At 48.8% G+C, this 22,333-nt stretch carries 26 protein-coding genes; 24 read left to right on the plus strand and 2 right to left on the minus strand.

All coding sequences use genetic code 11. The features are described 5' to 3' along the window. Window positions 1-17 precede the first annotated feature (17 nt). Both rpsN and ACX9NY_RS29630 read left to right on the plus strand, forming a co-directional pair. Window positions 18-287, plus strand: coding sequence for a 30S ribosomal protein S14 (gene rpsN, locus ACX9NY_RS29625; RefSeq protein ID WP_472476572.1), 270 nt, complete (start codon window positions 18-20; stop codon window positions 285-287). A gap of 112 nt (window positions 288-399) precedes the next feature. After that, window positions 400-735 carry a DUF3024 domain-containing protein gene (locus tag ACX9NY_RS29630; RefSeq protein WP_339237327.1) on the plus strand — a complete coding sequence of 112 codons (336 nt, stop codon included), beginning with the start codon at window positions 400-402 and terminating at the stop codon, window positions 733-735. A gap of 116 nt (window positions 736-851) precedes the next feature. Here ACX9NY_RS29630 and ACX9NY_RS29635 read toward each other — a convergent pair whose 3' ends face one another. After that, entirely contained in the window at window positions 852-1,703 is an 852-nt protein-coding gene (locus tag ACX9NY_RS29635) for a helix-turn-helix transcriptional regulator (protein ID WP_472476575.1), read from the minus strand. Window positions 1,704-1,884: 181 nt separating this feature from the next. On the opposite strand from ACX9NY_RS29635, the gene ACX9NY_RS29640 reads away from it, so the two are divergent. After that, window positions 1,885-3,957, plus strand: a complete 2,073-nt coding sequence (locus tag ACX9NY_RS29640) for a beta-galactosidase (protein ID WP_472476577.1) — start codon at window positions 1,885-1,887, stop codon at window positions 3,955-3,957. Window positions 3,958-4,103: 146 nt separating this feature from the next. Here ACX9NY_RS29640 and ACX9NY_RS29645 read toward each other — a convergent pair whose 3' ends face one another. Further along, on the minus strand, window positions 4,104-5,108 hold the full coding sequence (locus tag ACX9NY_RS29645) for a substrate-binding domain-containing protein (RefSeq protein ID WP_472476579.1): 1,005 nt from the start codon (window positions 5,106-5,108) through the stop codon (window positions 4,104-4,106). Between the two features lie 238 nt (window positions 5,109-5,346). Between ACX9NY_RS29645 and modA the strand changes: the two genes are divergently transcribed. The 21 genes from modA to ACX9NY_RS29750 all read left to right on the plus strand — a co-directional run bounded on the left by modA (window position 5,347) and on the right by ACX9NY_RS29750 (window position 22,094). Then, the gene (modA, locus tag ACX9NY_RS29650) at window positions 5,347-6,219 is read left to right on the plus strand and encodes a molybdate ABC transporter substrate-binding protein (protein ID WP_472476581.1); all 873 of its coding nucleotides are present in this window, start codon (window positions 5,347-5,349) and stop codon (window positions 6,217-6,219) included. Beyond that, window positions 6,216-6,902 (plus strand): molybdate ABC transporter permease subunit, encoded by a 687-nt coding sequence (modB, locus tag ACX9NY_RS29655; protein ID WP_472476583.1) that lies wholly within the window; start codon window positions 6,216-6,218, stop codon window positions 6,900-6,902. The genes modA and modB overlap by 4 nt, the downstream gene beginning before the upstream one ends. A 271-nt stretch (window positions 6,903-7,173) precedes the next feature. Continuing rightward, complete coding sequence (locus ACX9NY_RS29660; protein WP_339257123.1) at window positions 7,174-7,506, plus strand: hypothetical protein; 333 nt, start codon at window positions 7,174-7,176, stop codon at window positions 7,504-7,506. Between the two features lie 298 nt (window positions 7,507-7,804). Continuing rightward, on the plus strand, window positions 7,805-8,644 hold the full coding sequence (locus ACX9NY_RS29665; RefSeq protein ID WP_339237311.1) for a transporter substrate-binding domain-containing protein: 840 nt from the start codon (window positions 7,805-7,807) through the stop codon (window positions 8,642-8,644). A gap of 23 nt (window positions 8,645-8,667) precedes the next feature. Beyond that, window positions 8,668-9,411, plus strand: a complete 744-nt coding sequence (locus ACX9NY_RS29670; protein WP_472476586.1) for an amino acid ABC transporter permease — start codon at window positions 8,668-8,670, stop codon at window positions 9,409-9,411. Between the two features lie 4 nt (window positions 9,412-9,415). Then, window positions 9,416-10,126, plus strand: a complete 711-nt coding sequence (locus ACX9NY_RS29675; protein ID WP_342570943.1) for an amino acid ABC transporter permease — start codon at window positions 9,416-9,418, stop codon at window positions 10,124-10,126. Beyond that, window positions 10,123-10,875, plus strand: coding sequence for an amino acid ABC transporter ATP-binding protein (locus ACX9NY_RS29680; protein WP_472476588.1), 753 nt, complete (start codon window positions 10,123-10,125; stop codon window positions 10,873-10,875). The genes ACX9NY_RS29675 and ACX9NY_RS29680 overlap by 4 nt, the downstream gene beginning before the upstream one ends. Before the next feature lie 121 nt (window positions 10,876-10,996). Continuing rightward, window positions 10,997-11,284, plus strand: coding sequence for a hypothetical protein (locus ACX9NY_RS29685; RefSeq protein ID WP_017692509.1), 288 nt, complete (start codon window positions 10,997-10,999; stop codon window positions 11,282-11,284). A gap of 23 nt (window positions 11,285-11,307) precedes the next feature. Then, on the plus strand, window positions 11,308-11,649 hold the full coding sequence (locus ACX9NY_RS29690; protein ID WP_017692510.1) for an alpha-helical endospore appendage domain-containing protein: 342 nt from the start codon (window positions 11,308-11,310) through the stop codon (window positions 11,647-11,649). Beyond that, window positions 11,646-11,942, plus strand: coding sequence for a hypothetical protein (locus tag ACX9NY_RS29695; RefSeq protein WP_339237302.1), 297 nt, complete (start codon window positions 11,646-11,648; stop codon window positions 11,940-11,942). Before ACX9NY_RS29690 ends, ACX9NY_RS29695 begins: the two co-directional genes overlap by 4 nt. Before the next feature lie 4 nt (window positions 11,943-11,946). Next, entirely contained in the window at window positions 11,947-12,288 is a 342-nt protein-coding gene (locus ACX9NY_RS29700; protein WP_339237300.1) for a hypothetical protein, read from the plus strand. Between the two features lie 355 nt (window positions 12,289-12,643). Further along, window positions 12,644-13,738, plus strand: a complete 1,095-nt coding sequence (locus ACX9NY_RS29705; protein WP_339237298.1) for a CgeB family protein — start codon at window positions 12,644-12,646, stop codon at window positions 13,736-13,738. Window positions 13,739-13,798: 60 nt separating this feature from the next. Further along, on the plus strand, window positions 13,799-14,938 hold the full coding sequence (locus ACX9NY_RS29710) for a CgeB family protein (protein ID WP_339237296.1): 1,140 nt from the start codon (window positions 13,799-13,801) through the stop codon (window positions 14,936-14,938). Between the two features lie 66 nt (window positions 14,939-15,004). Further along, window positions 15,005-16,630, plus strand: a complete 1,626-nt coding sequence (locus ACX9NY_RS29715) for a glycosyltransferase family 4 protein (protein WP_472476592.1) — start codon at window positions 15,005-15,007, stop codon at window positions 16,628-16,630. A gap of 14 nt (window positions 16,631-16,644) precedes the next feature. Then, window positions 16,645-17,736, plus strand: a complete 1,092-nt coding sequence (gene wecB / locus ACX9NY_RS29720) for a non-hydrolyzing UDP-N-acetylglucosamine 2-epimerase (protein WP_339237292.1) — start codon at window positions 16,645-16,647, stop codon at window positions 17,734-17,736. Next, complete coding sequence (locus ACX9NY_RS29725; protein WP_339257113.1) at window positions 17,729-18,715, plus strand: polysaccharide biosynthesis protein; 987 nt, start codon at window positions 17,729-17,731, stop codon at window positions 18,713-18,715. Before wecB ends, ACX9NY_RS29725 begins: the two co-directional genes overlap by 8 nt. Further along, the gene (locus tag ACX9NY_RS29730; RefSeq protein WP_253440481.1) at window positions 18,712-19,539 is read left to right on the plus strand and encodes a dTDP-4-dehydrorhamnose reductase family protein; all 828 of its coding nucleotides are present in this window, start codon (window positions 18,712-18,714) and stop codon (window positions 19,537-19,539) included. Before ACX9NY_RS29725 ends, ACX9NY_RS29730 begins: the two co-directional genes overlap by 4 nt. Then, complete coding sequence (locus ACX9NY_RS29735) at window positions 19,521-20,462, plus strand: NAD-dependent epimerase/dehydratase family protein (protein ID WP_472476595.1); 942 nt, start codon at window positions 19,521-19,523, stop codon at window positions 20,460-20,462. Before ACX9NY_RS29730 ends, ACX9NY_RS29735 begins: the two co-directional genes overlap by 19 nt. Then, entirely contained in the window at window positions 20,459-21,175 is a 717-nt protein-coding gene (locus tag ACX9NY_RS29740; protein ID WP_472476597.1) for a glycosyltransferase, read from the plus strand. Before ACX9NY_RS29735 ends, ACX9NY_RS29740 begins: the two co-directional genes overlap by 4 nt. 16 nt (window positions 21,176-21,191) lie before the next feature. Next, on the plus strand, window positions 21,192-21,332 hold the full coding sequence (locus ACX9NY_RS29745) for a hypothetical protein (RefSeq protein ID WP_339257109.1): 141 nt from the start codon (window positions 21,192-21,194) through the stop codon (window positions 21,330-21,332). Window positions 21,333-21,377: 45 nt separating this feature from the next. Beyond that, window positions 21,378-22,094, plus strand: coding sequence for a glycosyltransferase (locus tag ACX9NY_RS29750; RefSeq protein WP_339237279.1), 717 nt, complete (start codon window positions 21,378-21,380; stop codon window positions 22,092-22,094). Window positions 22,095-22,333: the final 239 nt, after the last annotated feature.

A 22,333-nucleotide genomic window follows, 5' to 3' on the forward strand; every position in this document is an offset into this window, starting at 1 on the left:
AAAGGAGCTGGATTTTCATGGCTAAAAAATCAAAAGTGGTACGTGAGAAGCAACGCCAAGCGATCGTGGCGAAATATGCGGATCTGCGCCGGGAATTGAAGGAAAATGGGGATTACGAAGCCTTGCAGAAATTGCCGCGTAATGCATCTCCGACCAGACTGAAGAACCGTTGCGAAGTGACGGGCCGCCCGCGGGGTTATCTACGCAAGTTCAAGGTGTCTCGAATCAAGTTCAGAGAACTGGCCCATCAAGGACAGATTCCAGGTGTAACTAAATCCAGCTGGTAAAATGATCAAGGGATGTGGCTGACCATCTTTGCATGAAGGCAGATTGTTGTGTGTTTGGCTACATGCGGTGTGTAGAGCAGGGTGTTATTTTGCTGAAAGGGTGTGCATCTTCATGTTGGACTTGTTTACGTTACGAAGAATTCAGTCCGTAATGAACGGATATATTCATGAGAAGGTACCTGCGCCACTGCGTACGATGGTGAAGTTGACATATGAGATGAATGACAATGAACTGATCCTGACCGAAGAAAGACCCGCCGAGGAACGGTATCAATGGGATAAGATGCACATTGCCCGATTCTACTGGGAAGAAAATCAGTGGAAAGTGTATGCCAGAGATGAACAAAGCAGCTGGAACCCGGTAGATATTATTACACCTTGTTCTGATTTTGAGGATATGCTTGAACAGGTGGAACGGGATGAGGCTGGACTGTTCTGGCGTGAGTAAGGGCAACGATGACGAGGATACGAATGAGCACTTATGAAAAATGAGCGAAGAAGACTCTGTATGTTGTATGCAGTGTCTTCTTTTGCGTCAGCTTGATTAAGAAATATGTGCCGTGCCTATAACGAATGATTGTGCATCATTCGAAATTGCATGGGTGTTACGTTTTCCTGGGTTTTAAAACATCGGATGAAATAGCTCGACTGTGAAAATCCTGTTTCCAGCGTAATTTGTTTAATGGAAAGGTTGGTTGTCGCAAGCAGCCGCTTTGCATGGAGTAATCTGGATTCCATGAGGAATTCCGGGAAGGAGATGCCAAACGTCTGACTGAACTTACGGCTAAAGTACGTTGTGCTGTATCCGGCAATTCCCGCTACATGTTCAAGCGTGATGTGCTCGTTACTATGGGAACGAATATAATTCCCAGCTTCACGAATTCGCTCTGAAGTGTGATTAAGCGAAACATTGATTCGGCTCGCCGCGGATTGCAATCGGGTCAGAAGCTCATACAGCGTAGCTGCCATGCTGTGTTCGTCCTCCACTTGATAACCTCTTCCGAGCCCCATTAATCGATCCATGAGCGCGGTAACCACCGGGAAGTTGGAACATTGAAACAGCCATGGCTCGTCAACGCCTTTTCCATTTAACAATTCTTCGAGACGAACGCCGTAGAAGTGAATCCAACGAATACTCCAAGGATCATCCGAATCGGAGTAGTAGGTTTGTCTGAGACCGGGGCCATAGAGGAATCCCTGCCCTTGCATTAACTCATACCGTGTGGTTCCGGTGTCAAGGAATCCTTTGCCGCTGAGTACAAGGTGCAGGTTGTAACATTGATCCAAGTTAATTTCAGTAGTGCCATATTCTCGATGCACACGATGCTTCGGAAAGTCACTGTACCCTCCAATAAAATCGGGAAAGCATACATGTCTTGGGAAAATCGGCTTGGGGAGAAAGATGTGTTCTTTCACGTGCATCCTCCATTTGAACGCAATATTTTTATGTAATCAATGCAAATAGATTCAGCCAACTGTGATTTGAATCTATAGTAATGACAATATTTTATTATAAGTCGCATAATCTTGTCATTTATTATAAGTGAAGGTTCCAATAGAATGGAGGCAATATGGCAGGTTAAGGGGGCAAATGAAGATGGCAAAGTCTATACATATGGATGAATTGAAAATGGGGGTCTGTTATTACCCTGAGCATTGGTCGGAAGCGTTGTGGGAGGACGATTTCCGCAGAATGCGAGAGATGAATATTACTGTTATTCGGATGGCTGAATTCGCATGGTCTATCTTTGAACCGGAAGAAGACCAGTTTGATTTTAGTTTTTTCCAGAAGGCAATGGATCTGGCACATCAATATGGTTTGAGCGTTATTTTGGGAACACCAACTGCAACTCCACCAGCGTGGTTAACCTCAAAATACCCTGAAGTATTAAATGCGAATAAAGACGGCGTATTGTATCAACACGGCATGCGACGCCATACCAACTACAGCAGCCCCATCTACAGACAGCAATGTGAAAAAATCGTGCGTAATATGGTGATTGCCTATAAAGATCATCCGGCTCTCATTGGCTGGCAGATCGATAACGAATTCAATTGCCATATGGATGTGTTTTACGCTGAGGCAGATCATGTCGCTTTCCGTGAATGGCTTAAGGATCGTTATGAATCATTAGAGAATCTGAACCAGGCTTGGGGAACCGTTTTCTGGAGTCAGACCTATACCGACTGGGAGCAAGTCCACCTTACCCGAAATATGGTCAGTCCATCGCCAAATCCTCATTTGGCATTGGATGAAAAGAGATTCATCTCAGCCAATACTATTTCATTTGCCAAGGTTCAGGTGGACATTATTCGGGAACTGGACCCGAAACATTGGATCACAACAAACGGTACGTTTGGGCACTTGGATAATCATGAAATGACAGAGGACTTATTGGATTTCTTCTCCTATGATTCGTATCCACAGTTTGCCACGATCTTCCCGGGGACAGACGACAATTCGTTACAGGACCGGGCCTGGAGCATGAAACTGTCCAATGTACGCAATATGTCACCGAACTTTTGCGTCATGGAACAGCAGTCTGGGCCAGGAGGCTGGGTAGATAGTATAGGCATGGGCACACCAAGACCGGGGCAGATCCGATTATGGTCATATCAATCTGTTCTCCACGGAACAGATCTGCTTGTCTACTTCCGCTGGCGGACGGCAACATTCGGTACCGAGATGTACTGGCATGGCATCAATGATTACCACAATCAACCCAACAGAAGGGTACGCGAGGTTGCGCAAGTAGGCGAAGAGTTTGCCAAGATCGGGCGCGTTATTGCGGGCACTACTTATCAAGCCAATGTTGCGATCCTGCAGGATTACGATAACATCTGGGACGGAGAATTGGATGAGTGGCACGGTCCGCTTCAGCAACAGAGTGTACGCTCCTGGTATAAGCAGCTCCAGTATCGTCATATTCCGACGGATCTGGTGACCCTGCAATCCACGACAACATTGGAGACGTTATCCGAATATAAGGTGATCATCTATGCTCACCCGGCCATCATGACAGACGAGACAGCAGAACTGCTGCAAGCCTATGTCAGTCAAGGGGGCACCCTGTTTTTCGGTGCACGCACCGGTTATAAGGATCTCAAGGGACATTGTTATATGAGACCGTTCCCAGGGGCTGTCGCTGAGTTGTGTGGTGTAACCGTAGAGGACTTCACCTTAATCAAAGGAACTGTTTCTGCAGCTGATTTGCAATGGACTGGGGAGAGTAAGCGACTTCAGGAAGGAACACCCACCGCCGGATTTAACGAAGTTCTTCATGTGGAGCATCCCGACGTACAGGTCGTGGCCGAGTATGCATCCGAATATTATGCAGGTAGTCCTGCATTGACCAAACGTACGGTGGGTCAGGGGCAGGTATGGTATTATGGTGCGGCTTACAATGAACCGGTCGTCGATGCTCTTCTGGATGAAATCGGGCTAGTCTCGCCTGTGGATGATCTAGTGGAGGTGCCGTCCGAAGTTGAGCTTGGGATCCGTTCCGGTAAGGATAAAGCTTATGTATTTTTACTCAACTACTCGGATCACCAAGTGGCAATCCAGCTTAAAAAGCAAGCCAAAGAGTTGCTGTCGGGTACAACGCTTCAGGATGAGATCAGCATGCCTACGTATGGTGTGTTCATTTTTGAGATTGATCTACCATATTAATCCATCCATTCATCCATATCATGACTTATATATATACAAAGAAATACCAAAAACGCCTTGCATCCATTGCAAGGCGTTTGATATATGCATGATGTGATGTGTAACACACGTTGAGCATGAACTGTTATGGACTGCATTTGGTATAACTATGCTTCATACAAAATTTCACCTGTTCGCGATACATCATAGCCCTCGAATGATTGCAGTTCCTGTCTGAACTCAGGCGATTGGAGAATTCGCAGCACCGATTCTGTCCAGGCTTCATTACCCTGCTTCCTCAGCATGACCAGATCATAGCGTTCCTGAACGAGAGGGATAAAATCAACTTGGCCCACAAGTCGTGCAGCTTTCTCAATGCCAACTCCGACATCGGCTTCGCCAGAACTCACTTTGGCAGCCACGCCCATGTGACTGGTTTCTTCCATTTCATATCCGATCAGGCCTGCGGCAGAAATACCATGCAACCGAAGTTGCTCATCCAGCAATACCCGCGCACCAGAACCCTTCTCCCGATTAGCTAGTCTTAGTTCAGGCTTGCTCAGATCGGTCCAATGCTGCAAGTTCTGCGGGTTGCCACGCTGTACATATAGCCCGGCGGGACGTGACAGCAGGTTTACCACAACATAGGATCGTCCTGTCAGAATTTTGCGAATATACGGCAGATTATACTCAACGGTATCTCCGTCGAGCAGATGGGTGCTGACCAGATCGGATTCACCACGATACATTGAGATAAGTCCGTCCAGACTGCCCATGAACGAGCGCAGCGGACGAATGTCCCGGGTTTGTTTTTCCATATGGCGCATTAGGATATCCAGACTGACATCCTGACCTGTTATGACCAGATGCCGTGGTGCAGAAGTCATTGTATGGGTAGAACTCGCTTGTAAGGAGTTTTCCTGAGCATCAACATGACCTGGCTGAGTCCCTGATACCGAGGTCTGAACCGTATTGGGGATACGCTGACCTGAGGACTGGAGTTGCTTGGATCGGCGTTTATATGCCTCCAGATCCGTTGCATCAATTCGCATTTGTTTACCCACACGGTAGGCGACAAGGTCTCCCTTTTTGATCAGGTCATAGACTGTCAGTTTCGATATTTTGAGCAGCTTGGATATTTCTTCGGTTGTGTAGGATTGCTCCTCCGTCATAAGTGAAGATCCTCCTTCAAAGATATAGATCCGATCATTCATCGTAATGGAATGTTTCTTGTACTATATCATTAATTGAGGTGTGCCATAAACCTGAGAACACGCAAGAAACGCAGAAGACAGGTAACAAAAATCAATTGTGATTGAAATCACCTTCCCATTTTTTTGGTCTTGTGTATAATTAGATATAATTAATTATAACTAGTTATAACCAAAGATAACGTTGGGGGAGAACTGAATGAGAAAGAGAATCGGATATATTTTGGGAAGTATGTCACTGGGACTGGCTCTAGTATTGGCTGGTTGTGGCGCAAGCACGATCACTACGGATACATCCACGGGTGCAGAAGGAACGACTTCAACGCCAGCGGCATCAGGTGAAGGTTCATCAGCGGGCAACAGTGATCCTCAGGAAACGGTAGATCTGACGATCTCGGCGGCTGCCAGTCTGACCGATGCGATGAAAGAGATTGAAGCCAATTATGAGCTAGCTAATCCTTATATAGAACTTAATTTCAACTTTGGCGCCTCGGGTGCCTTGCAACAGCAGATTGAACAGGGCGCCCCGGCTGATATCTTTGTATCGGCGGCAACGAAAAATATGAATGCGCTAGTGGATGAGAACCTGATTGCATCAGGCGATCAGAAGAATCTGCTACAGAATTCACTGGTGGCGATTTTGCCAGCAGATGGGACCAATACCGTAACCGGCGAAACGGATCTTACCAATGACTCCATCAAGACGGTAGCGATTGGCATTCCGGAAAGTGTGCCTGCGGGAACCTATGCCAAGGAAGCTCTGACCAATGCCAAGCTGTGGGATGAACTGGAAAGCAAGCTAGTGCAGGGGAAAGACGTTAGACAGGTCCTTCAATATGTAGAGACAGGTAATGCAGATGCCGGATTTGTATATAAAACGGATGCTCTTACTTCAGATCAGGTGAAAATTGCGTTTGAGGTGGACAAGAACAGCTACACACCCGCCAATTATCCGATAGGCATTATTGAAGGAACGAAACACCGCACAGAGGCCGAACAATTCTATGCGTATTTGCAAACCCCTGAAGTACTGGATATCTTCGTGAAATATGGATTCACAATTCCGGAATGAATATGAACGCCATAGACTGGTCCGTATTCTGGTCGCCGGTGCGCCTGTCGCTTCAGGTTGCGCTGTTATCCAGCGTGGTGGCCACTGTGTTCGGAATTGCGGTAGCCTGGAAGATGTCACGTACTTCATTTCGGGGAAAGATTCTGCTGGAAACGGCATTTATGCTGCCACTAGTCCTTCCACCAACGGTGGTCGGATTTCTGTTACTTGTCATACTGGGGCGTAAAAGTCTGCTTGGACAATGGATTGAAGCCATATTCTCTGCACCGGTTATTTTCACCTGGTGGGCTGCGGTGATTGCTGCGGTGGTGGTTGCTTTTCCACTCGTGTATCAGACCATGAAATCGGGATTCAGTGGTGTCGATCGGGATCTGGAAGATGCGGGTCGTTCGATTGGGGCGAATGAGTGGCAGGTCTTTCGTTACGTTTCCTTGCCGCTCGCAGCCAGAGCGCTGATGACCGCCTTCATCCTGGGCTTTGCCCGGGCACTCGGGGAATTCGGAGCGACACTGATGATTGCAGGCAATATTCCGGGCAAAACACAAACGGTACCCACGGCAATCTATGTCGCTGTGGATTCAGGCAATCAGACCATGGCTTGGGCATGGACTGTTTCCATTATCATCATCTCGTTTATCATGTTATTGATGACCAGACAGCAGCGAGATGGTAAAAACGACTGAAATTTAAATAGATATACGATATATTTCATCACGTAAAACCCGTTTTAAGGAAAAAACTTCTTCCTTAACGCGGGTTTTTATCATATATTTCATATGCATTAATATCAAATGTTAACTGAATTGGAACGAATGGAAATGTAAAGCTGTTTTAACATAAAAAAATAAAAAAAATTCCAAAATTTAATCATTCAGTACTCGCTTTCAGTGGGCTTGTTCCTGTAAGATAGAAGTAATTGATTCCAGCCAAGTACTGAAATAAGGAGAGACGACGATGAACACTAGACCTGATTGCGGCGTTTCGTTGCAAATCGATGACTATCTGGATCTTTTGCATTTTGCCATCCAAATTCAAGATCAGGAATGGCAGCAATCCTTAATCCACCAACTTAAAATATTTCAGACGGCGACGGACCAGCAGCGCACACCTGAAGAGGAATTATGGACAAGGTTCGATTATATTAACAGTAAACTTACTGGTCTGTGCCATCAGATTCATGCCGCTCATTCCATGGATGAACGCAAGAAGTTCGAGGAACGGATCGGCCTCTTGCAATTACAGCGAGTGGAAGTTGCACGTAAAATTAAATGGGCAAGTCGCAGATAGATGAGAGAGTAAAGCAAGATATGGTGTAACGCCAAAAAAATATAATTGAACGAGAGTCATACATCAAGAAGCCATCCACCAATGATATTGGGGATGGCTTCTTCGTGTACGATAGAGAAGTTCTATAACCTTATCAGAATGTCCTATTAGTTTAGTTATTGCCCAAAGATAAGTTGTAATGATATTCTTTGTTCAACCTAATTCCGACTATACAAGTAAGAATGGTTTGTTAATGAGATATCGGAATGGGAGCACACATCATATTTGCTGTGATAACAGCCTGTGGAGGAGATTGGGAATGGTTAAAAAACGGGGGATTCAACAATTCCGGACAGCACTGCTGTTCATTACAATGCTGGCGGTTCTGGCTGGATGCAGCACAGGTACTGCAAGCAATGAGTCAGAATCTGCTTCGGCAGCAGGCGATACCAAAGTGAAAAAAATCATTGTAGGAACAGGTACACAGTTCCCGAATGTCTGCTTCATTGATGAAAATGGCAAGTTAACAGGTTATGATGTGGAATTGATCCGGGAGATCGACAAACGTTTGCCTGACTACGAATTCGAATTCAGCACTATGGATTTCAAAAACCTGCTGCTGAGTCTGGAAACGAAAAAAATTGACTTGATCGCTCACCAGATGGAAGTAAATGAAGAGAGACAGGCCAAGTTCCTGTTTAATGATGAAGCCTATAATATTTTCCCAAATAAAATTGTCGTCAGTCAGAAAAATGAGGAAGTCAAATCGATTGAGGATCTGAAGGGGAAAAAACTGATTGTCGGCGCTACGAGTAATGCGGCTGTACTTGCTGAGAAATGGAATGCAGCGAACGGTAACGGCATTGATATCGTCTATTCCGGAGCAGGTGAGGATACCATTACCCAGATCAAAACAGGCCGGGTGGATGCAACGATCAGCACTCAGTTTGCCATTGATTATCAGAATAAAGCGGTGGATGCCCAGTTGAAAACGGTGGGAGATGCCCTCTCCAACTCCAAAGTGTATTTCATTCTGAACAAGGATGAGCAGGAGCTCAAAACCAAAGTGGACGAAGCGCTCAAATCGATCAAAGAAGATGGGACATTAGGCAAGCTGAGTACAGAGTGGCTTGGGGCTGACTATACGGTTGAAGAGTAGTCTGAGAGAGGTGTGCAGCGGTCATGGGAAAATCATTTGATCTGTCATTGGTTCTGGATTTCATCCCGGAACTGCTACGATATTTGCATATAACACTGATTGTATTGGGTGGCTCCATCGTGCTCGGACTGGTGGGCGGCGTGCTTCTGGCCGTTCCCCGTCTGTATCGGATTCCGGTACTAAGCCAGCTGGCTACCCTGTACGTCTCATTCATGCGGGGCACACCGATCCTGATCAAATTGTTCCTGGTGTATTACGGACTTCCCGAGTTGCTCAAACCGATTGGCATCGACCTGTCGAGAACCGACCCGTTGTTATTTGTCATTGTGACCTATGCGCTTAGTGATGCGGCATCCTTTGCCGAGATCTTTCGCGGAGCAGTGCGCAGTGTGGACAAAGGTCAGACGGAGGCAGCCTATGCTGCGGGTATGACGACATTCCAGTCTTTTCGGCGGATTGTCGTTCCGCAGGCACTGATTGTTGCTTTTCCGAACATGGCCAATACGTTAATCGGTTCTCTAAAGGATACGTCACTGGCGTTCTCCATCGGTGTTATGGATATGGTGGGCAGAGGGCAGACGTTAATCTCCGCCACATCCCACGCACTTGAGGTATATATCAGTCTGTCTGTGGTCTATTATGTCATTGTCATTGTACTGGAAAAAGGATTTGCCGTTGCAGAACGCAGACTACAGCGTCATGAACGCAAGAGGGTTGTACACAAATCGACCGTTCGCGCCAAACGCCTGAAACGAATAGAGGGGTGAGCATATGTCGATTGATCTCCAGTTTATCTATACCTCTTTTTTTCAAATTCTGAAGGCATTGCCACTGACACTCGTCATTACGATTGTTCCGTTGATTGCAGGCTTCGGAATTGGTCTGGCTACGGCTCTGATCCGTATTTATCGTGTGCGGTGGATTCATCGCATTGCTGACTTCTACGTTTCTTTCCTGCGTGGAACACCGATGCTGATGCATCTATTCCTCATCTATTATGGTATTCCGATGATTATTGATAAGCTGTCGGAACGTTACGGTTGGGCTTTCCAATCTTCATCGATCCCGATTCTCGTATTTGTACTCATTGCCTTCTCGCTTACTGCGGGCGCCTATATGTCCGAGATTATCCGTTCAGGCATTCTTGCCGTTGATATCGGTCAGATGGAAGCTGCACACGCTGTGGGTATGAGCACATTCCAGGCTTTAAGGCGCATCATCATTCCTCAAGCGATCGGGGCGGTATTGCCTAATCTGTGCAGCATGTTTGTCGGGTTCCTGCATGGATCAACACTCGCCTTTACCGTGTCACAGATGGACATTCTCGGTAAAGCGGATGTGGTGGCATCCGTCAGTCTGAAATTTCTGGAGGCCTTTATCGCCGCCGCGTTCATCTACTGGGGGCTGACCCTCATTGCCGAGCGGATCACTGCTTTGCTTGAGCGTCGGGTTGCCGTGTACAGCAAAGGAGGCGTGTCATGATTACACTAACGAACATACACAAAACATTTGGCAAGCAGGATGTATTGAAGGGGATTGATCTGACGGTGGAGCAGGGTGATGTCGTTGCGATCCTTGGACCGAGTGGATCAGGTAAAACAACGCTGCTGCGCTGCGTCAATTTTCTGGAACGTGCCGATGAGGGTGAGGTCCAGATCAGTGGATTGACCGTATATTGCAAGCATGCACGCAAACATGACATTGTGCAATTGAGACGGAAAACGGCGATGGTCTTCCAGCATTATAATCTGTTCAAACATAAGACGGTGCTTGATAACGTCACGGAGGGTTTGATTATTGCCCAGAAAATATCCAAAGCTGATGCCCGTACACGTGCCTTACGTGTGCTTGAACAAGTCGGACTCTCTGCCAAAATCAATGAATATCCAAGTATGTTGTCCGGTGGACAACAGCAGCGGGTAGGAATCGCCAGAGCACTGGCACTGAATCCCGAGGTGATTTTGTTTGATGAACCGACCTCGGCGCTGGACCCCGAGCTTGTAGGGGAAGTGTTGTCTGTCATCCGCTCCATTGCTCAAGAGGGGATTACCATGATTGTGGTCACCCATGAAATGGGGTTTGCTCGTGAGGTGGCAAATCGGGTTGTTTTCATGGACGGGGGTTCCATTGTAGAGGAAGGAACCCCGGAAGAGGTATTTGTGCGTCCCAAGCAGGAACGGACTCGCCAATTCCTCAGTCGGTATTCTTCTGACTGGAGTTATGTCATCTGACGATATAGGCGCAAGCTGTAGTAACTGACGATCCCGGCCCGGCATATGCTGTAACAGGCAAATGCTGATAGGCCGGGTTTTTCTATGGGTGAAGCAGGCCGTGACGGTAAGGAGGAGGACCATGCAGAGCAAAATCGATGAAATCATCACACATATTGCACACTCTCACCAGCAGATCGCACGTGTGCTGGATGCCAAACGCCAAGTCGCTGTGCGCATGTCTGAAATCATCAATCATTTGCCAGATATCGAACCGGAGTTGGATGGCGTTGACGGTCTGCTGGATAGCTCTGGGCAAATCAACAAAAGCATTATCTCTTACTTGGGAGGCCTTGCAGATCTGGAAGAGGCTGTAGCCGAAACGCTGACCCAAGTCATGCGGGAGATCGCGGTTCAAGAGGAAGAATAAGCCCGGAAGGCGGGTGAAGGAACATGAGTAGAGAACAGAGCCTCATTCTGATGCTGGACGCAGCAGCCAAGATGCAGTGGAATATTGCCCTGATTCTGGAGGCAAAAGCGATTGAGGCCGAGAAGGTACGGAACTGGACGCTGAATCATTTGAATGGGGATACTTTTCTGACGCATGGGGATCAGGTCGGCGAGCCACTCAAAATGCATGATCAGCTGGTGGAATTGCTGGAAGGTTTAACCCGGATGGAGACCGGACTGTGCAACAATCTCAAAGCGGTGATGGTACAGAACGACAGCGAAGATGGCGGCGGTATGGATGGTGGCATGTTTGGCGGCATGGATCTGGGAGACATGGGAAAATGAGTCTGATGCGGCGTGAGCAGGAAGCTAAACTGGCCCTCATTGAATCCATTGCACACAGTCAGCAGGCGCTGGCACGCATTCTGGACAGTGTAGCCAGTGTAACTGCTCATTCGGAAGTATCCGCCCGCAGTCTGGCCGAAAACATTCGTCTGCTGAGTCGCTATCAGGAAGAGATGTCTCGCATGGTAACGGGAATCAGGCTGGCTCGAATCCAGCATGGGGAGCCAGGCTTGCCGTGGCTCAAAGACCCCGAGTGTGCAATTCGTATCGTTCGGGATATACAGGAGGAATGATGACATGTTAAAGAAGAAGAAAATACGACTGAGAACCAAAAGAGCTTTGGTAACTCGTGGAGCCCGTCTGCGCAAAATTCGCAAGCTGCGTGCGCTCAGAGCCAAACGTGTTCTTCACAAACGCCCACTTAAAGGACGCAGTGCGTGGCTCAAAAAAAAGAAACGGACGGTACGGCGGTACCGGAGTCCGAAGCCTGTACAACCCATCGTCCCGGCTACCCCTACCGATCCGAATCCGGACGGTGCGTACAGCCAGGGATACAACGAGGCGTACAACGAGGGATTCAACGCGGGTTTCGCCAAGGGATTCGAGGACGGACATCAGCTGGCGTACAAAGCACAGTAACTGAGAAGATGGAATGAAGCTAGAAATGGAGCAGCGGAGCGTAGGGAAGACTACGTGAGCAACTGCACTGTTTCCGAAGCAACCTTCGTAAGCATCGGCTTATTTCGGCTGTATTCCATATTCGATGCTGGTGATGCCAAACAAATGATGATAGCCCGGGGGGACAGATCCCCCCGGGTTATTTGCATCGCCGCAAAAGCGGACATGCCCGTACAGGCGGATGTGGAGGGCAAGCGCCAATTTTGCGCCTTGCAGGACACCCGTCCATGATGCATCTGACCCCGAGGCATATCCTTTAGAGGGAAGACCAATCTCGGGGAGAGTCTGGAAGTGAGATCTCCTGAAGGAAGACAGGGTGAAGAATGTGGCAAAACGAAGACACCGTCCGCTAACTGAAGCGGAGACAGCTTACCGCGGCGGATATGCAGAAGGCCGCAGATTTGGCGGCTGTCAAGCCATGATGGAGCGGGTGCAGATGTTTGAACCGACCCTGCGGGACATGAAGGTGCTGTATATTCCGCAAGGGTTCGATGCCATCGATGAAGGTGTCACCCTGGCCCTGCAACAGTCTGTACGTGAATGCGTTGTTGGATCGCCAGCAACGATGTTGCAGGAAGCCAGTCAGCATCGGCCAGATGTTGTGCTCGTTATGAATGGTCTGCATGTGTTTCCCCCGGATCATCTGGAGCAGGTGAAGGGCATACGTGCACTCGGTATTCGAACAGCTGTGTGGTTTGTGGATGATCCGTATTTTACCGAGGATACTGTGTCCCTGTGTCAACACTATGATGTCGTGTTCACACATGAAGAGGCCGCTGTACCATTCTATCAAGGACATGGAGCGAACCGGGTCATCTATATGCCACTCGCAGTGAATCCGGGGATGTTTCAACCGCGTCGCGCGGCACCGCAGCATCAGCATGATATTTGTTTTATCGGTACCGGATTTTGGAACCGGATTGCCTTGTTTGATGAGCTGGCTCCATTTCTTGCGGACAAAAAGGTATTCATTGCAGGTAGTCAGTGGAACCGGCTGGCACGTTTTGATGTACTAGGCCGCTTCATCCACGAAGGATGGATTGCTCCGGGAGAGACAGTCGATTATTACAATGGCGCCAAGATTGTCATTAACATTCACCGGACTTGCGAGAATGGGGAAGACAATCGCAACACACATCATCTTGAAGGTCATTCCATTAACCCGCGCACGTATGAGATTAGTGCCTGCGGCACCATGCAGATTACGGATGCACGTGCGGATTTGCCCCGTTATTATAAGCCGGGATATGACATCGAGACCTTCACCAACGCAGCAGAACTTCAGCGCAAGATCCACTATTATCTGAAGCATGAAGAAGAACGACAGGCGATGGCATGGCGGGGACTTCTCACCACGATGAACCAGCACACGTTCACTCGCCGTATTGGTCAGTTGCTGGAACATCTGTAACCCCCGTCTGAAGTAACAGCACAACGAGTAACCTATCCCAAAAAATAAAGGAGTGGCGGTATGTCTCTCAAACACCGTAAAACCAAAAAGGTTCATGCACCGGTACTGAGCCTGGCTGATCAAGCGCGCAAAAATGGGCAACATGCCGGATATGACGCAGGTAAAGAAGAAGGATATCTGCGCGGTCGCGCCAACTATATTGTAAATTGTGCACAGGAACCGTTGCCTTTCCGACAAGTTCACGTGCTGTATGTATCTTCGGGTAAAGGTTTCCCATACTCCCCGTTGGATGAGGCCATCATGGCCACGCTACAGGGAATGGTAGCTCAGGTAACCCTCACGGATCCGCGTCAACCGGTTTCTGAGATTGCGCTGCAGACGCGTCCTGATCTGGTGCTTGTGTTGGATGGAATGGATATACCCATCGAGCATATCGATGCGATCCGCCAAGCCGGCATTCAGACGGCCATCTGGCTGACTGATGATCCGTACTATACAGACATGACGCTTGATATCGTCAAACATTTTGATCATATCTTCACGTTGGAACTGAACTGCATCGATTTATATCGACAAAACGGCTGCGCGTCAGTCCATTATCTCCCTTTTGCCGCGTTCACCAATCATTATTTTCCGATTACAACCCCTTCCCCGTTAAAACGGGATGTCAGCTTTATCGGCTCGGCTTATTGGAACCGGGTATACTTCTTTAATCCAATCATGCCTCAGTTGATGTCACACAATACAGTATTTAACGGAATCTGGTGGGACCGTCTGCCTGACTATACTGCCTATGGCGAGAAGATTGAACTTGGCCGCTGGATGAGTCCACAGGAGACCAATGATGTGTACAATGGCACCAAAATTGTCATTAACCTGCATCGATCCCACGAAGATGATTCCGTCAATAATAATCACCTCAAAATCCCGCCAGCCTCACCGAACCCAAGAACGTTTGAAATTGCCGCTTCCACAACACTACAGTTGACCGACGCAAGGGATGACATTACGCGTTTCTACAAACCGGGTGTGGAGATTGAGACGTATTCCTCGCCGCAGGAGTTACTCGAAAAGGTGGAATATTATCTTACGCATGAAAAGGAACGCCGTGAGATTGCCCTTCGTGGACTCGAGCGTACCCTGAAAGACCACACGTATGGCAAAAGAATTAATGAAATGTTAACCATCATATTCCCTTAATCCTGGCCGGGAGGAGGTGTGCACAGTACCCTGTATCGGATATCCGCATACAGGGTCCGTGCGGCCATGGCAACGAAACCAAAGATGATGTTATTTTCACATGTGTGCAATACTCGCAGCATTACAGGTGCAGAGAAGCTGCTGCTTCATTTTATGAGAGAGATCGGTACGATCTTTGAGTGTGTGCTCATTGTACCCCAGGATGGGAAGCTGGCAGGGCTTGCACGAAGATTCGGCATTCAGGTCAAAATATGCAATCTGCCGATGCTTCACGGTGTGTACACACCTTACCTGGGCATTGCAAATGATGCAGAGCAACTTCGCCATACACCAGCATATCAGGAAGTGGTCTCCCTCATACGGGAGACTGCTCCCGATCTCGTGTTAACGAATACCTGTGTCAATGTGATGCCGGCTGTAGCGGCGAAGTCGCTTCAGATTCCGATTATCTGGAAGATTACCGAGATCATTCATACGAATGAACATACAACCGAGGCGATTCAGATGATTGGTCGCTATGCAGACTGGATTATCGGTATATCCGAGACAGCGGTCGCTCCATTCCATCAAGCTGGCATGAGTGACAAACTAACCGTCATTTCGCCGACATGGGAACCGGCTCTGCCCGCACCGGACCGCTGGGTTCATCTGCGTGAGCGCAAGCGCAAGGAACTTGGTCTTAAGGCATCACAGACTTGTATCGGTTATATTTCTTCCTTTATATATGATGCCAAAGGGTTGAAACCTTTTGTGGATATGGCCTTGAGGATCTGTGAAACGCATTCGCGCTGTCGCTTCTGGATCATCGGGGCACCATCGGATAAAAAGTATTACGACGAGTGTGTATCACGGGTGAAAAAATCCGGGTATTCACGCCGATTTACCTTCACTACGTTTGAAGAGAACGTATCTCTGGCGTATAGCGCCATGGATATCGTGGTCATCCCAAGTATGGTCAAAGAAGGATTTGGCATGACCGCACTGGAGGGTCTCTATTTTGCCAAACCGGTCATCGCTTTCGCTCAGGGTGGACTGAAGGAATTAATGGAATCCGTAGGCAGTGGTGCATTTTTGGCCCCGCCCGGGGATACCGAAGCGCTTGTCACCTTGGCGACAACCTTGCTGAATGATTCGGAGCTGGCCTCGAATACGGGATGGCGCAATCGGGCAGAAGCGGAAAGGCTCTACGGGGTTGAAACCTACCGAACGAAATTGCATACGATGGTGACACAGTGGTTATTGCGTTTTCCCGGATGGTTTGCTTATATCCAACCTCCGAATGGACCTGTGTATACCCATGGGGAGGGAGGACTACGCACGGTACTGGTTCTGGAGCCGGTTACGGTTCGGGCCCTGTTATTCCCGCTGACGGTCATACAGGCGTTGCCACATTCCTCATTACCTCCGATTGCATTGGGTCAAGATGCCCCTGTAGCCTCAAGTACTGGCCCAGCTGCAAAGCTGATTCAACAGAGGGGCAAAACGCGGAAACGCCGTCGTAAGTCACTTGCATCTCATTCTCGCCGAGACCGTGAGGGGCTGAAACGTACTTCCGGAACTGGCCGACGTAAAGGGAGATCCCGTACAACGAAGGGACCACGTCCGCATATGGGCAAATCAGCCACCCGCAGACGCAAATCTGCCAAGGCGGGACGCAGCCGAGCAGGGCGCAAGGGTTCCAATACAAGATGAAGGCAGGGATTACGATGAAGATCATGACGGTGCTGGGTACGAGACCTGAGATCATACGGCTCAGCCTGATCATCTCCAAGCTGGACCAGTATGCGTCCAAACATATTCTGGTGCACACGGGACAGAACTTCACGGAAAGTCTCAGTGGTCTCTTTTTCAAGGAAATGGGCCTGCGCGCACCGGATTACGTTCTTCAGGATGAAGCGGCCTCTCTGGGACGACAGCTGTCCTCGATGTTTACGCAAATGGAAGATCTGATATTGCAGGAGAAGCCCGATAAACTGCTGCTGCTCGGGGATACCAATAGTGCATTATGTGCAGTATTGGCTGAGCGCATGGGTGTTCCTGTTATTCATATGGAAGCAGGCAATCGTTGCTTTGATCTGGATGTGCCTGAGGAGAAGAATCGCAAGGTTATTGATGCCATCTCCACCATTAATATGCCTTACACGGAACAGAGCAAGAAACATTTGGTCAGCGAAGGTGTACCAAGCAGGCGCATTGTGCTCACGGGCAATCCCATCTATGAAGTGATGCAGCACTATGACGCACAGGTGAACTCCAGCAAAATCCTCAAAAAGCTGAAGCTGAAGTCCGGGCAATATTTTTTGGTTACTGCCCATCGAGCCGAGAATGTGGATCATGCCCCTCATCTGCTGGAGATTATGAAAGGACTTAATCAGGTCGCAGAGGAACACGGGCTGCGTGTAATCTGCAGCATTCATCCGCGTACAGCAATTCGGATTGCGGAGCATCTGCAACTGGAGATGAACCCGCTGGTAGAGTTTCACGAGCCGTTTGGATTCTTCGATTTTGTGATGCTCGAACGTCATGCACGTTGTGCGCTCACGGACAGTGGTACGGTGCAGGAAGAGTGCTGCATTATGGGCGTGCCGACCGTAACCATGCGCCGAACTACCGAGCGTCCGGAAACGGTGGATTGCGGCAGCAATGTGGTCTCCGGTCTGGATGCGGCACGCATCGCTGATTGCGTGAAAGTCATGACGCAGATGTCCACTGATTGGGATTGCCCGCAAGGTTACAAAGCAACAGATGTATCCGGTAAAGTAGTTAAATTTCTGCTTGGAGGGAAAATGCATGTTTGAAAATAAGCGTATACTCGTGACTGGCGGTACGGGATCATGGGGTTATGAACTTGTGGCTCAACTGCTGCCCCAGCAGCCCAAAGAAATTATTGTATATTCCCGGAACGAGTCCAGCCAAGTGGCTATGAGTCGTGAATTTGAGGACCCACGTCTTCATTTCCGGATTGGAGATATTCGTGACAAGGATGCATTGACGGCGGCTTGCCAGCATGTGGACTATGTATTTCATCTGGCGGCACTCAAGCATGTTCCAGTGTGTGAAGACCAACCGTATGAAGCGCTCAAAACCAATGTGATTGGTACACAAAACGTGATTGAGGCTGCCATTGAAAACAAGGTGGAAAAAGTAATCTATATCTCGACTGACAAAGCTGCCAATCCGTCCAACTTCTACGGCATGACCAAAGCAATCGGCGAGAAATTAATTGTATATGCCAATTTGTTACACAGTGAAACCAAGTTTGTTACGGTACGGGGCGGAAATGTTCTGGGAACGAACGGCAGTGTGGTACATCTGTTCAAGAATCAGATTCGTCAGAAAGGCCAGGTCTCCATCACGGATATGAGCATGACTCGGTTCTTTCTCACGCTAAAGGATGCAATTACCCTGTTGTTCAAAGCCTCGGTGGAAAGTGTCGGCGGAGAGATCTTTGTCATGACGATGCCAACCTGCAAAATCGTGGATCTCGCGGAAGTGTTAATTGAAGATTCCGGTGTGGAGAATGTGGCCATTGTGGAACAGGGCATTCGTCCAGGTGAGAAAATTCATGAAATATTGATGAGTGAATTCGAGAGCATGACTACCGTTGTCTACGATGAGCAGTATCTGGTAATTCTTCCTACCCTGGGCATACCAGGTCTGCGTGAACATTATACCAATTGTCCACCGGTCTCCTTTAACAGCTTCAGTTCTGAACACCAACTGATGACCAAAGAGGAGATTCGTGAAATTCTCAAGCGCGGAGGATTTTTGTCATGAAACTGCTGATACTTGGTGGAAACGGAATGGCCGGCCATATTCTGGTCGACTATTTCCGCCGTCAAGGTGTACACAGCGTCTTCTACACAACTCGTGATGTAACGGACCCCAATGGTCTGCTCCTGGATGTGAACGACAGCTTCATGGTTGATCGATTGGTAGAAGCGGTGCACCCGGATGTGATTATTAATGCAGTAGGTGTGTTGAACAGCTTTGCAGATGAGGACAAAATTACGGCCTATCATATCAATGGGTTTCTGCCGCATCGTCTGCGGCGGGTTGCGGATACGATTGGTGCACGTCTGATTCATATCAGCACAGACTGTGTGTTCAGCGGAGATCGGGGAGCATACCGGGAAGATGATGTTACGGATGGGACTTCAGCTTATGCCATTACCAAAGCACTTGGTGAAGTCCAGGATGAAGGTCATCTGACGATTCGTACGTCCATCATTGGACCCGAAATTCGGCAGGGCGGCATTGGTCTGATGCAATGGTTTATGTCCCGCACAGGTGAAGTCGGCGGGTATACCCGCGTATTCTGGAATGGTGTGACCACACTTGAACTGGCCAAATGGGTTGACCATTACCTGGCCTCATCCATTAGTGGTCTGATCCATCTAGCTCATCCAACACCTGTCAGCAAGCATGATCTGCTTGTGTTGTTCAAGCAGACCTGGAACAAGCAGGATGTGACGATTGTGCGTGATGACAGTGTAGTACAGGACCGTACGCTGGTGTCCACTCGCGAGGATGTGAAGACAGACCTGCCGGATTATTCTACAATGCTGAAGGAGTTGGCATTATGGATGGAGCAGAGCTGACGGGCAAGACAGTACTAATTACAGGCGCTTCCGGTTTTACCGGGCGACATGCTGTATCTTATTTTCGAGAAGTTGGTGCAGTGGTTGTAGCGGTAGTCCGGAGACCGGATGTACATTCGTTTGGAATAGGTACCCAAGTCCATGTCTGTGATCTGAATGATAAACAGCAAGTGCGTCATCTGATCGGCAAGGTGCAGCCCGACTATGTGCTGCATCTCGCTGGCAAAAATTCAGTGCCTGATTCATGGTCTGATCCGTTACTGGTCCTGGAGACCAATGTGATGGCCGTGCTGTATTTGCTGGATGCGCTTCGCAGTTGTCCGGCAGCACGAACCGTTATTGTAGGATCGAGGTTAAAATATACGCAGGAACCTGGCCGGATTCCCCAGCCTCCACATCCATATAGTCTCAGCAAAGCGCTGGAAGAGATGGTGTCCTTGTCGTGGATGTCACTCTTCGGACAACAGATCATGCTGGCGGAGCCGGGCAATCTGATTGGGGCGGGTCCTTCCACAGGCATCTGTTCCCTGCTTGCACGCCATGTTGTTGCCTGTGAGCAGGCGGGCAAAACGGAGGCGTTCCGCCTGTCGGGACGGGACAATACCCGTGACTTTCTGGATGTGCGGGATGCAGTCAGAGCGTATGCAACCCTCCTGATACAGGGGGCCAGCGGTACAGTATATCCGGTGGTGTCTGGCACCGAGCGGAGTCTTGGTGAAGTTGCAGATCTGCTGTTGTCCATGACAGAAGCGGAAGTTCCTGTTCGCTGGGATGGGGCATCTTCTGGTCCGGACGGTTCGGGGAAACAGGAGGAATTATCACTGCTGTGCAAGCTTGGCTGGCAGCCGATGATTCCATTTGCCACATCACTTCAGGATATCCTGAGTGATGTTCGTGCCCAGCAAGGGAGGACGACAGGTTGAGTCCAAGAGTATCCATTGTCATTCCATTCTACAACTGCCCTTATGTGCCTCAGGCGATTCAAAGTGCGCTGAACCAGACATATTCGGATGTGGAGATCGTTGTTGTGAATGACGGTTCCACCCGGCATGCAGAGCTGCTTCAGCCTTATCTTCCTTATATTAATGTGCTTGGCAAAAGCAATGGCGGGACGGCCTCGGCACTTAATCATGGGATTCGTCATGCCTCTGGTGATTATGTAGCCTGGCTTAGTTCGGACGATTTTCTGTATCCAGATAAAATCCGGTATCAGCTCGAGTTTATGCAGCGCGAGAATGTGCTCGTCTCGTACACGAATTTTCACTATATCAACGAGCATTCAGCCGTTACCAAAATGCATGGTGGGCCTGAACCGATGTCCGATCTGGACTTACTGCGGCGGTTCGTCAACGGCAATCCGGTCAATGGCTGCACGGTCATGATTCGTAAGGATCTGTTCAGCGGAGTAGGGCTATTCGATGAGCTTCTGCCTTACACGCATGATCTGGATCTCTGGATGCGGATTGTACTGAACGGTCATCGGTTCCCATACCTGAACGAACCGCTTACGGCCTATCGGTGGCATGGGGGAATGGGGTCAGTTCGTCATGCCGATGTCATCGGCAGAGAAGCATCCATGGTATGGTCGAGATATCGCGAACCGTTGTTGCAGCGCATAGCGGCGCTTGGGGGTTAGCGTTGAGAGGGCAGTTATGAAGCCACAAGTTGGCGGAGTGACGCCCTCTTTGCGCAGCATTTTACCCGATGACAGTAAAGGTGGTATCAGAATGAAATGTGCTTCCGTAACACCGCGGATGTCCAATGCCGATCGAATGGATCTTCATAAAATGTAGGAAAGCAATCGCTATGCAGAGATAAGCGGAGGAAGGGGGCCCCGAATGGAGCCGAAAGTATCGATCGTCATCCCTTTTTATAATTGTGCGTATATCGAGCAGGCTGTTCACAGTGCCACTCACCAGACCTATCCGCATATTGAAGTGATCGTGGTGGATGATGGGTCAACCGAGCACGTGGAGCGACTAGAGCCATTCATGGATTCTATCCATTATATCCGCAAAGAAAACGGTGGTACCGCGACGGCATTGAATGAGGGTATCAAACAGGCGACAGGGGAATACTTTGTCTGGCTCAGTTCAGATGATGTGATGCTGCTGGACCGTGTGGAGAAACAGTTGAAGTTTATGCGTGAGGTCAAGGCTTCATTCTGTCATGGTGCCTACCACTATGTGAATGAGAAGAGTGAGTGGTTGGATACGGTGCATCCGGAAGTGGGCAGTCGTCTGGAGATGTTGCAGGTACTGCTTGAAGGTTGTCCGATCAACGGCTGTACCGTCATGTTGGAGATGGATGCATTTGAGCGGTTTGGCTTGTTCGATACCGATTTTCGCTACACTCATGACTACGAGATGTGGTTGCGACTGTTTCCGATGTATGAGCTGTTCTATTACAATGAGCCCCTGATGTGTTATCGTCTGCATGATTCAATGGGGACCAAACGTCACTTTAAGGCTCTGGTGGCCGAGATGGAACGTGTTCAGGCGAAGCACAGACCTATTTTGCTCAATTTGCTTCAGGTCGGCGGGTATTGGAAGTGAAGTAGACGTGTGTGCCGATGATGGCTTGAATGGAATAGGTGGTTAAATGGATATGAGAGCACCCTTATGAAGCATGTTTAATGTGCTATAAGTGGGGGAGCTCTTTTTTGTTCTAAGACGATCCATGGACAGGTAGGTAGAAGGGATGCCGAAGTCTCTGTATAATGAAATGATTCATACACGGAAGGGACTGGGCTATGCGCAGATATCAATATCTTACACCGAATCATTAATAAACG

The organism is Paenibacillus sp. CB74, from assembly GCF_055687625.1.

Coding starts and splice junctions, on each gene's coding strand:
- rpsN (WP_472476572.1), top strand. CDS start 18: ATGGCTAAAAAATCAAAAGTGGTACGTGAGAAGCAACGCCAAGCGATC.
- ACX9NY_RS29725 (WP_339257113.1), top strand. CDS start 17,729: ATGTTTGAAAATAAGCGTATACTCGTGACTGGCGGTACGGGATCATGG.
- ACX9NY_RS29715 (WP_472476592.1), top strand. CDS start 15,005: ATGGCAACGAAACCAAAGATGATGTTATTTTCACATGTGTGCAATACT.
- ACX9NY_RS29700 (WP_339237300.1), top strand. CDS start 11,947: ATGTTAAAGAAGAAGAAAATACGACTGAGAACCAAAAGAGCTTTGGTA.
- ACX9NY_RS29680 (WP_472476588.1), top strand. CDS start 10,123: ATGATTACACTAACGAACATACACAAAACATTTGGCAAGCAGGATGTA.
- ACX9NY_RS29685 (WP_017692509.1), top strand. CDS start 10,997: ATGCAGAGCAAAATCGATGAAATCATCACACATATTGCACACTCTCAC.
- ACX9NY_RS29630 (WP_339237327.1), top strand. CDS start 400: ATGTTGGACTTGTTTACGTTACGAAGAATTCAGTCCGTAATGAACGGA.
- ACX9NY_RS29670 (WP_472476586.1), top strand. CDS start 8,668: ATGGGAAAATCATTTGATCTGTCATTGGTTCTGGATTTCATCCCGGAA.
- ACX9NY_RS29640 (WP_472476577.1), top strand. CDS start 1,885: ATGGCAAAGTCTATACATATGGATGAATTGAAAATGGGGGTCTGTTAT.
- ACX9NY_RS29730 (WP_253440481.1), top strand. CDS start 18,712: ATGAAACTGCTGATACTTGGTGGAAACGGAATGGCCGGCCATATTCTG.
- ACX9NY_RS29665 (WP_339237311.1), top strand. CDS start 7,805: ATGGTTAAAAAACGGGGGATTCAACAATTCCGGACAGCACTGCTGTTC.
- modA (WP_472476581.1), top strand. CDS start 5,347: ATGAGAAAGAGAATCGGATATATTTTGGGAAGTATGTCACTGGGACTG.
- wecB (WP_339237292.1), top strand. CDS start 16,645: ATGAAGATCATGACGGTGCTGGGTACGAGACCTGAGATCATACGGCTC.
- ACX9NY_RS29660 (WP_339257123.1), top strand. CDS start 7,174: ATGAACACTAGACCTGATTGCGGCGTTTCGTTGCAAATCGATGACTAT.
- ACX9NY_RS29690 (WP_017692510.1), top strand. CDS start 11,308: ATGAGTAGAGAACAGAGCCTCATTCTGATGCTGGACGCAGCAGCCAAG.
- ACX9NY_RS29750 (WP_339237279.1), top strand. CDS start 21,378: ATGGAGCCGAAAGTATCGATCGTCATCCCTTTTTATAATTGTGCGTAT.
- ACX9NY_RS29695 (WP_339237302.1), top strand. CDS start 11,646: ATGAGTCTGATGCGGCGTGAGCAGGAAGCTAAACTGGCCCTCATTGAA.
- ACX9NY_RS29745 (WP_339257109.1), top strand. CDS start 21,192: ATGAAGCCACAAGTTGGCGGAGTGACGCCCTCTTTGCGCAGCATTTTA.
- ACX9NY_RS29645 (WP_472476579.1), bottom strand. CDS start 5,108: ATGACGGAGGAGCAATCCTACACAACCGAAGAAATATCCAAGCTGCTC.
- ACX9NY_RS29735 (WP_472476595.1), top strand. CDS start 19,521: ATGGATGGAGCAGAGCTGACGGGCAAGACAGTACTAATTACAGGCGCT.
- ACX9NY_RS29710 (WP_339237296.1), top strand. CDS start 13,799: ATGTCTCTCAAACACCGTAAAACCAAAAAGGTTCATGCACCGGTACTG.
- ACX9NY_RS29675 (WP_342570943.1), top strand. CDS start 9,416: ATGTCGATTGATCTCCAGTTTATCTATACCTCTTTTTTTCAAATTCTG.
- modB (WP_472476583.1), top strand. CDS start 6,216: ATGAATATGAACGCCATAGACTGGTCCGTATTCTGGTCGCCGGTGCGC.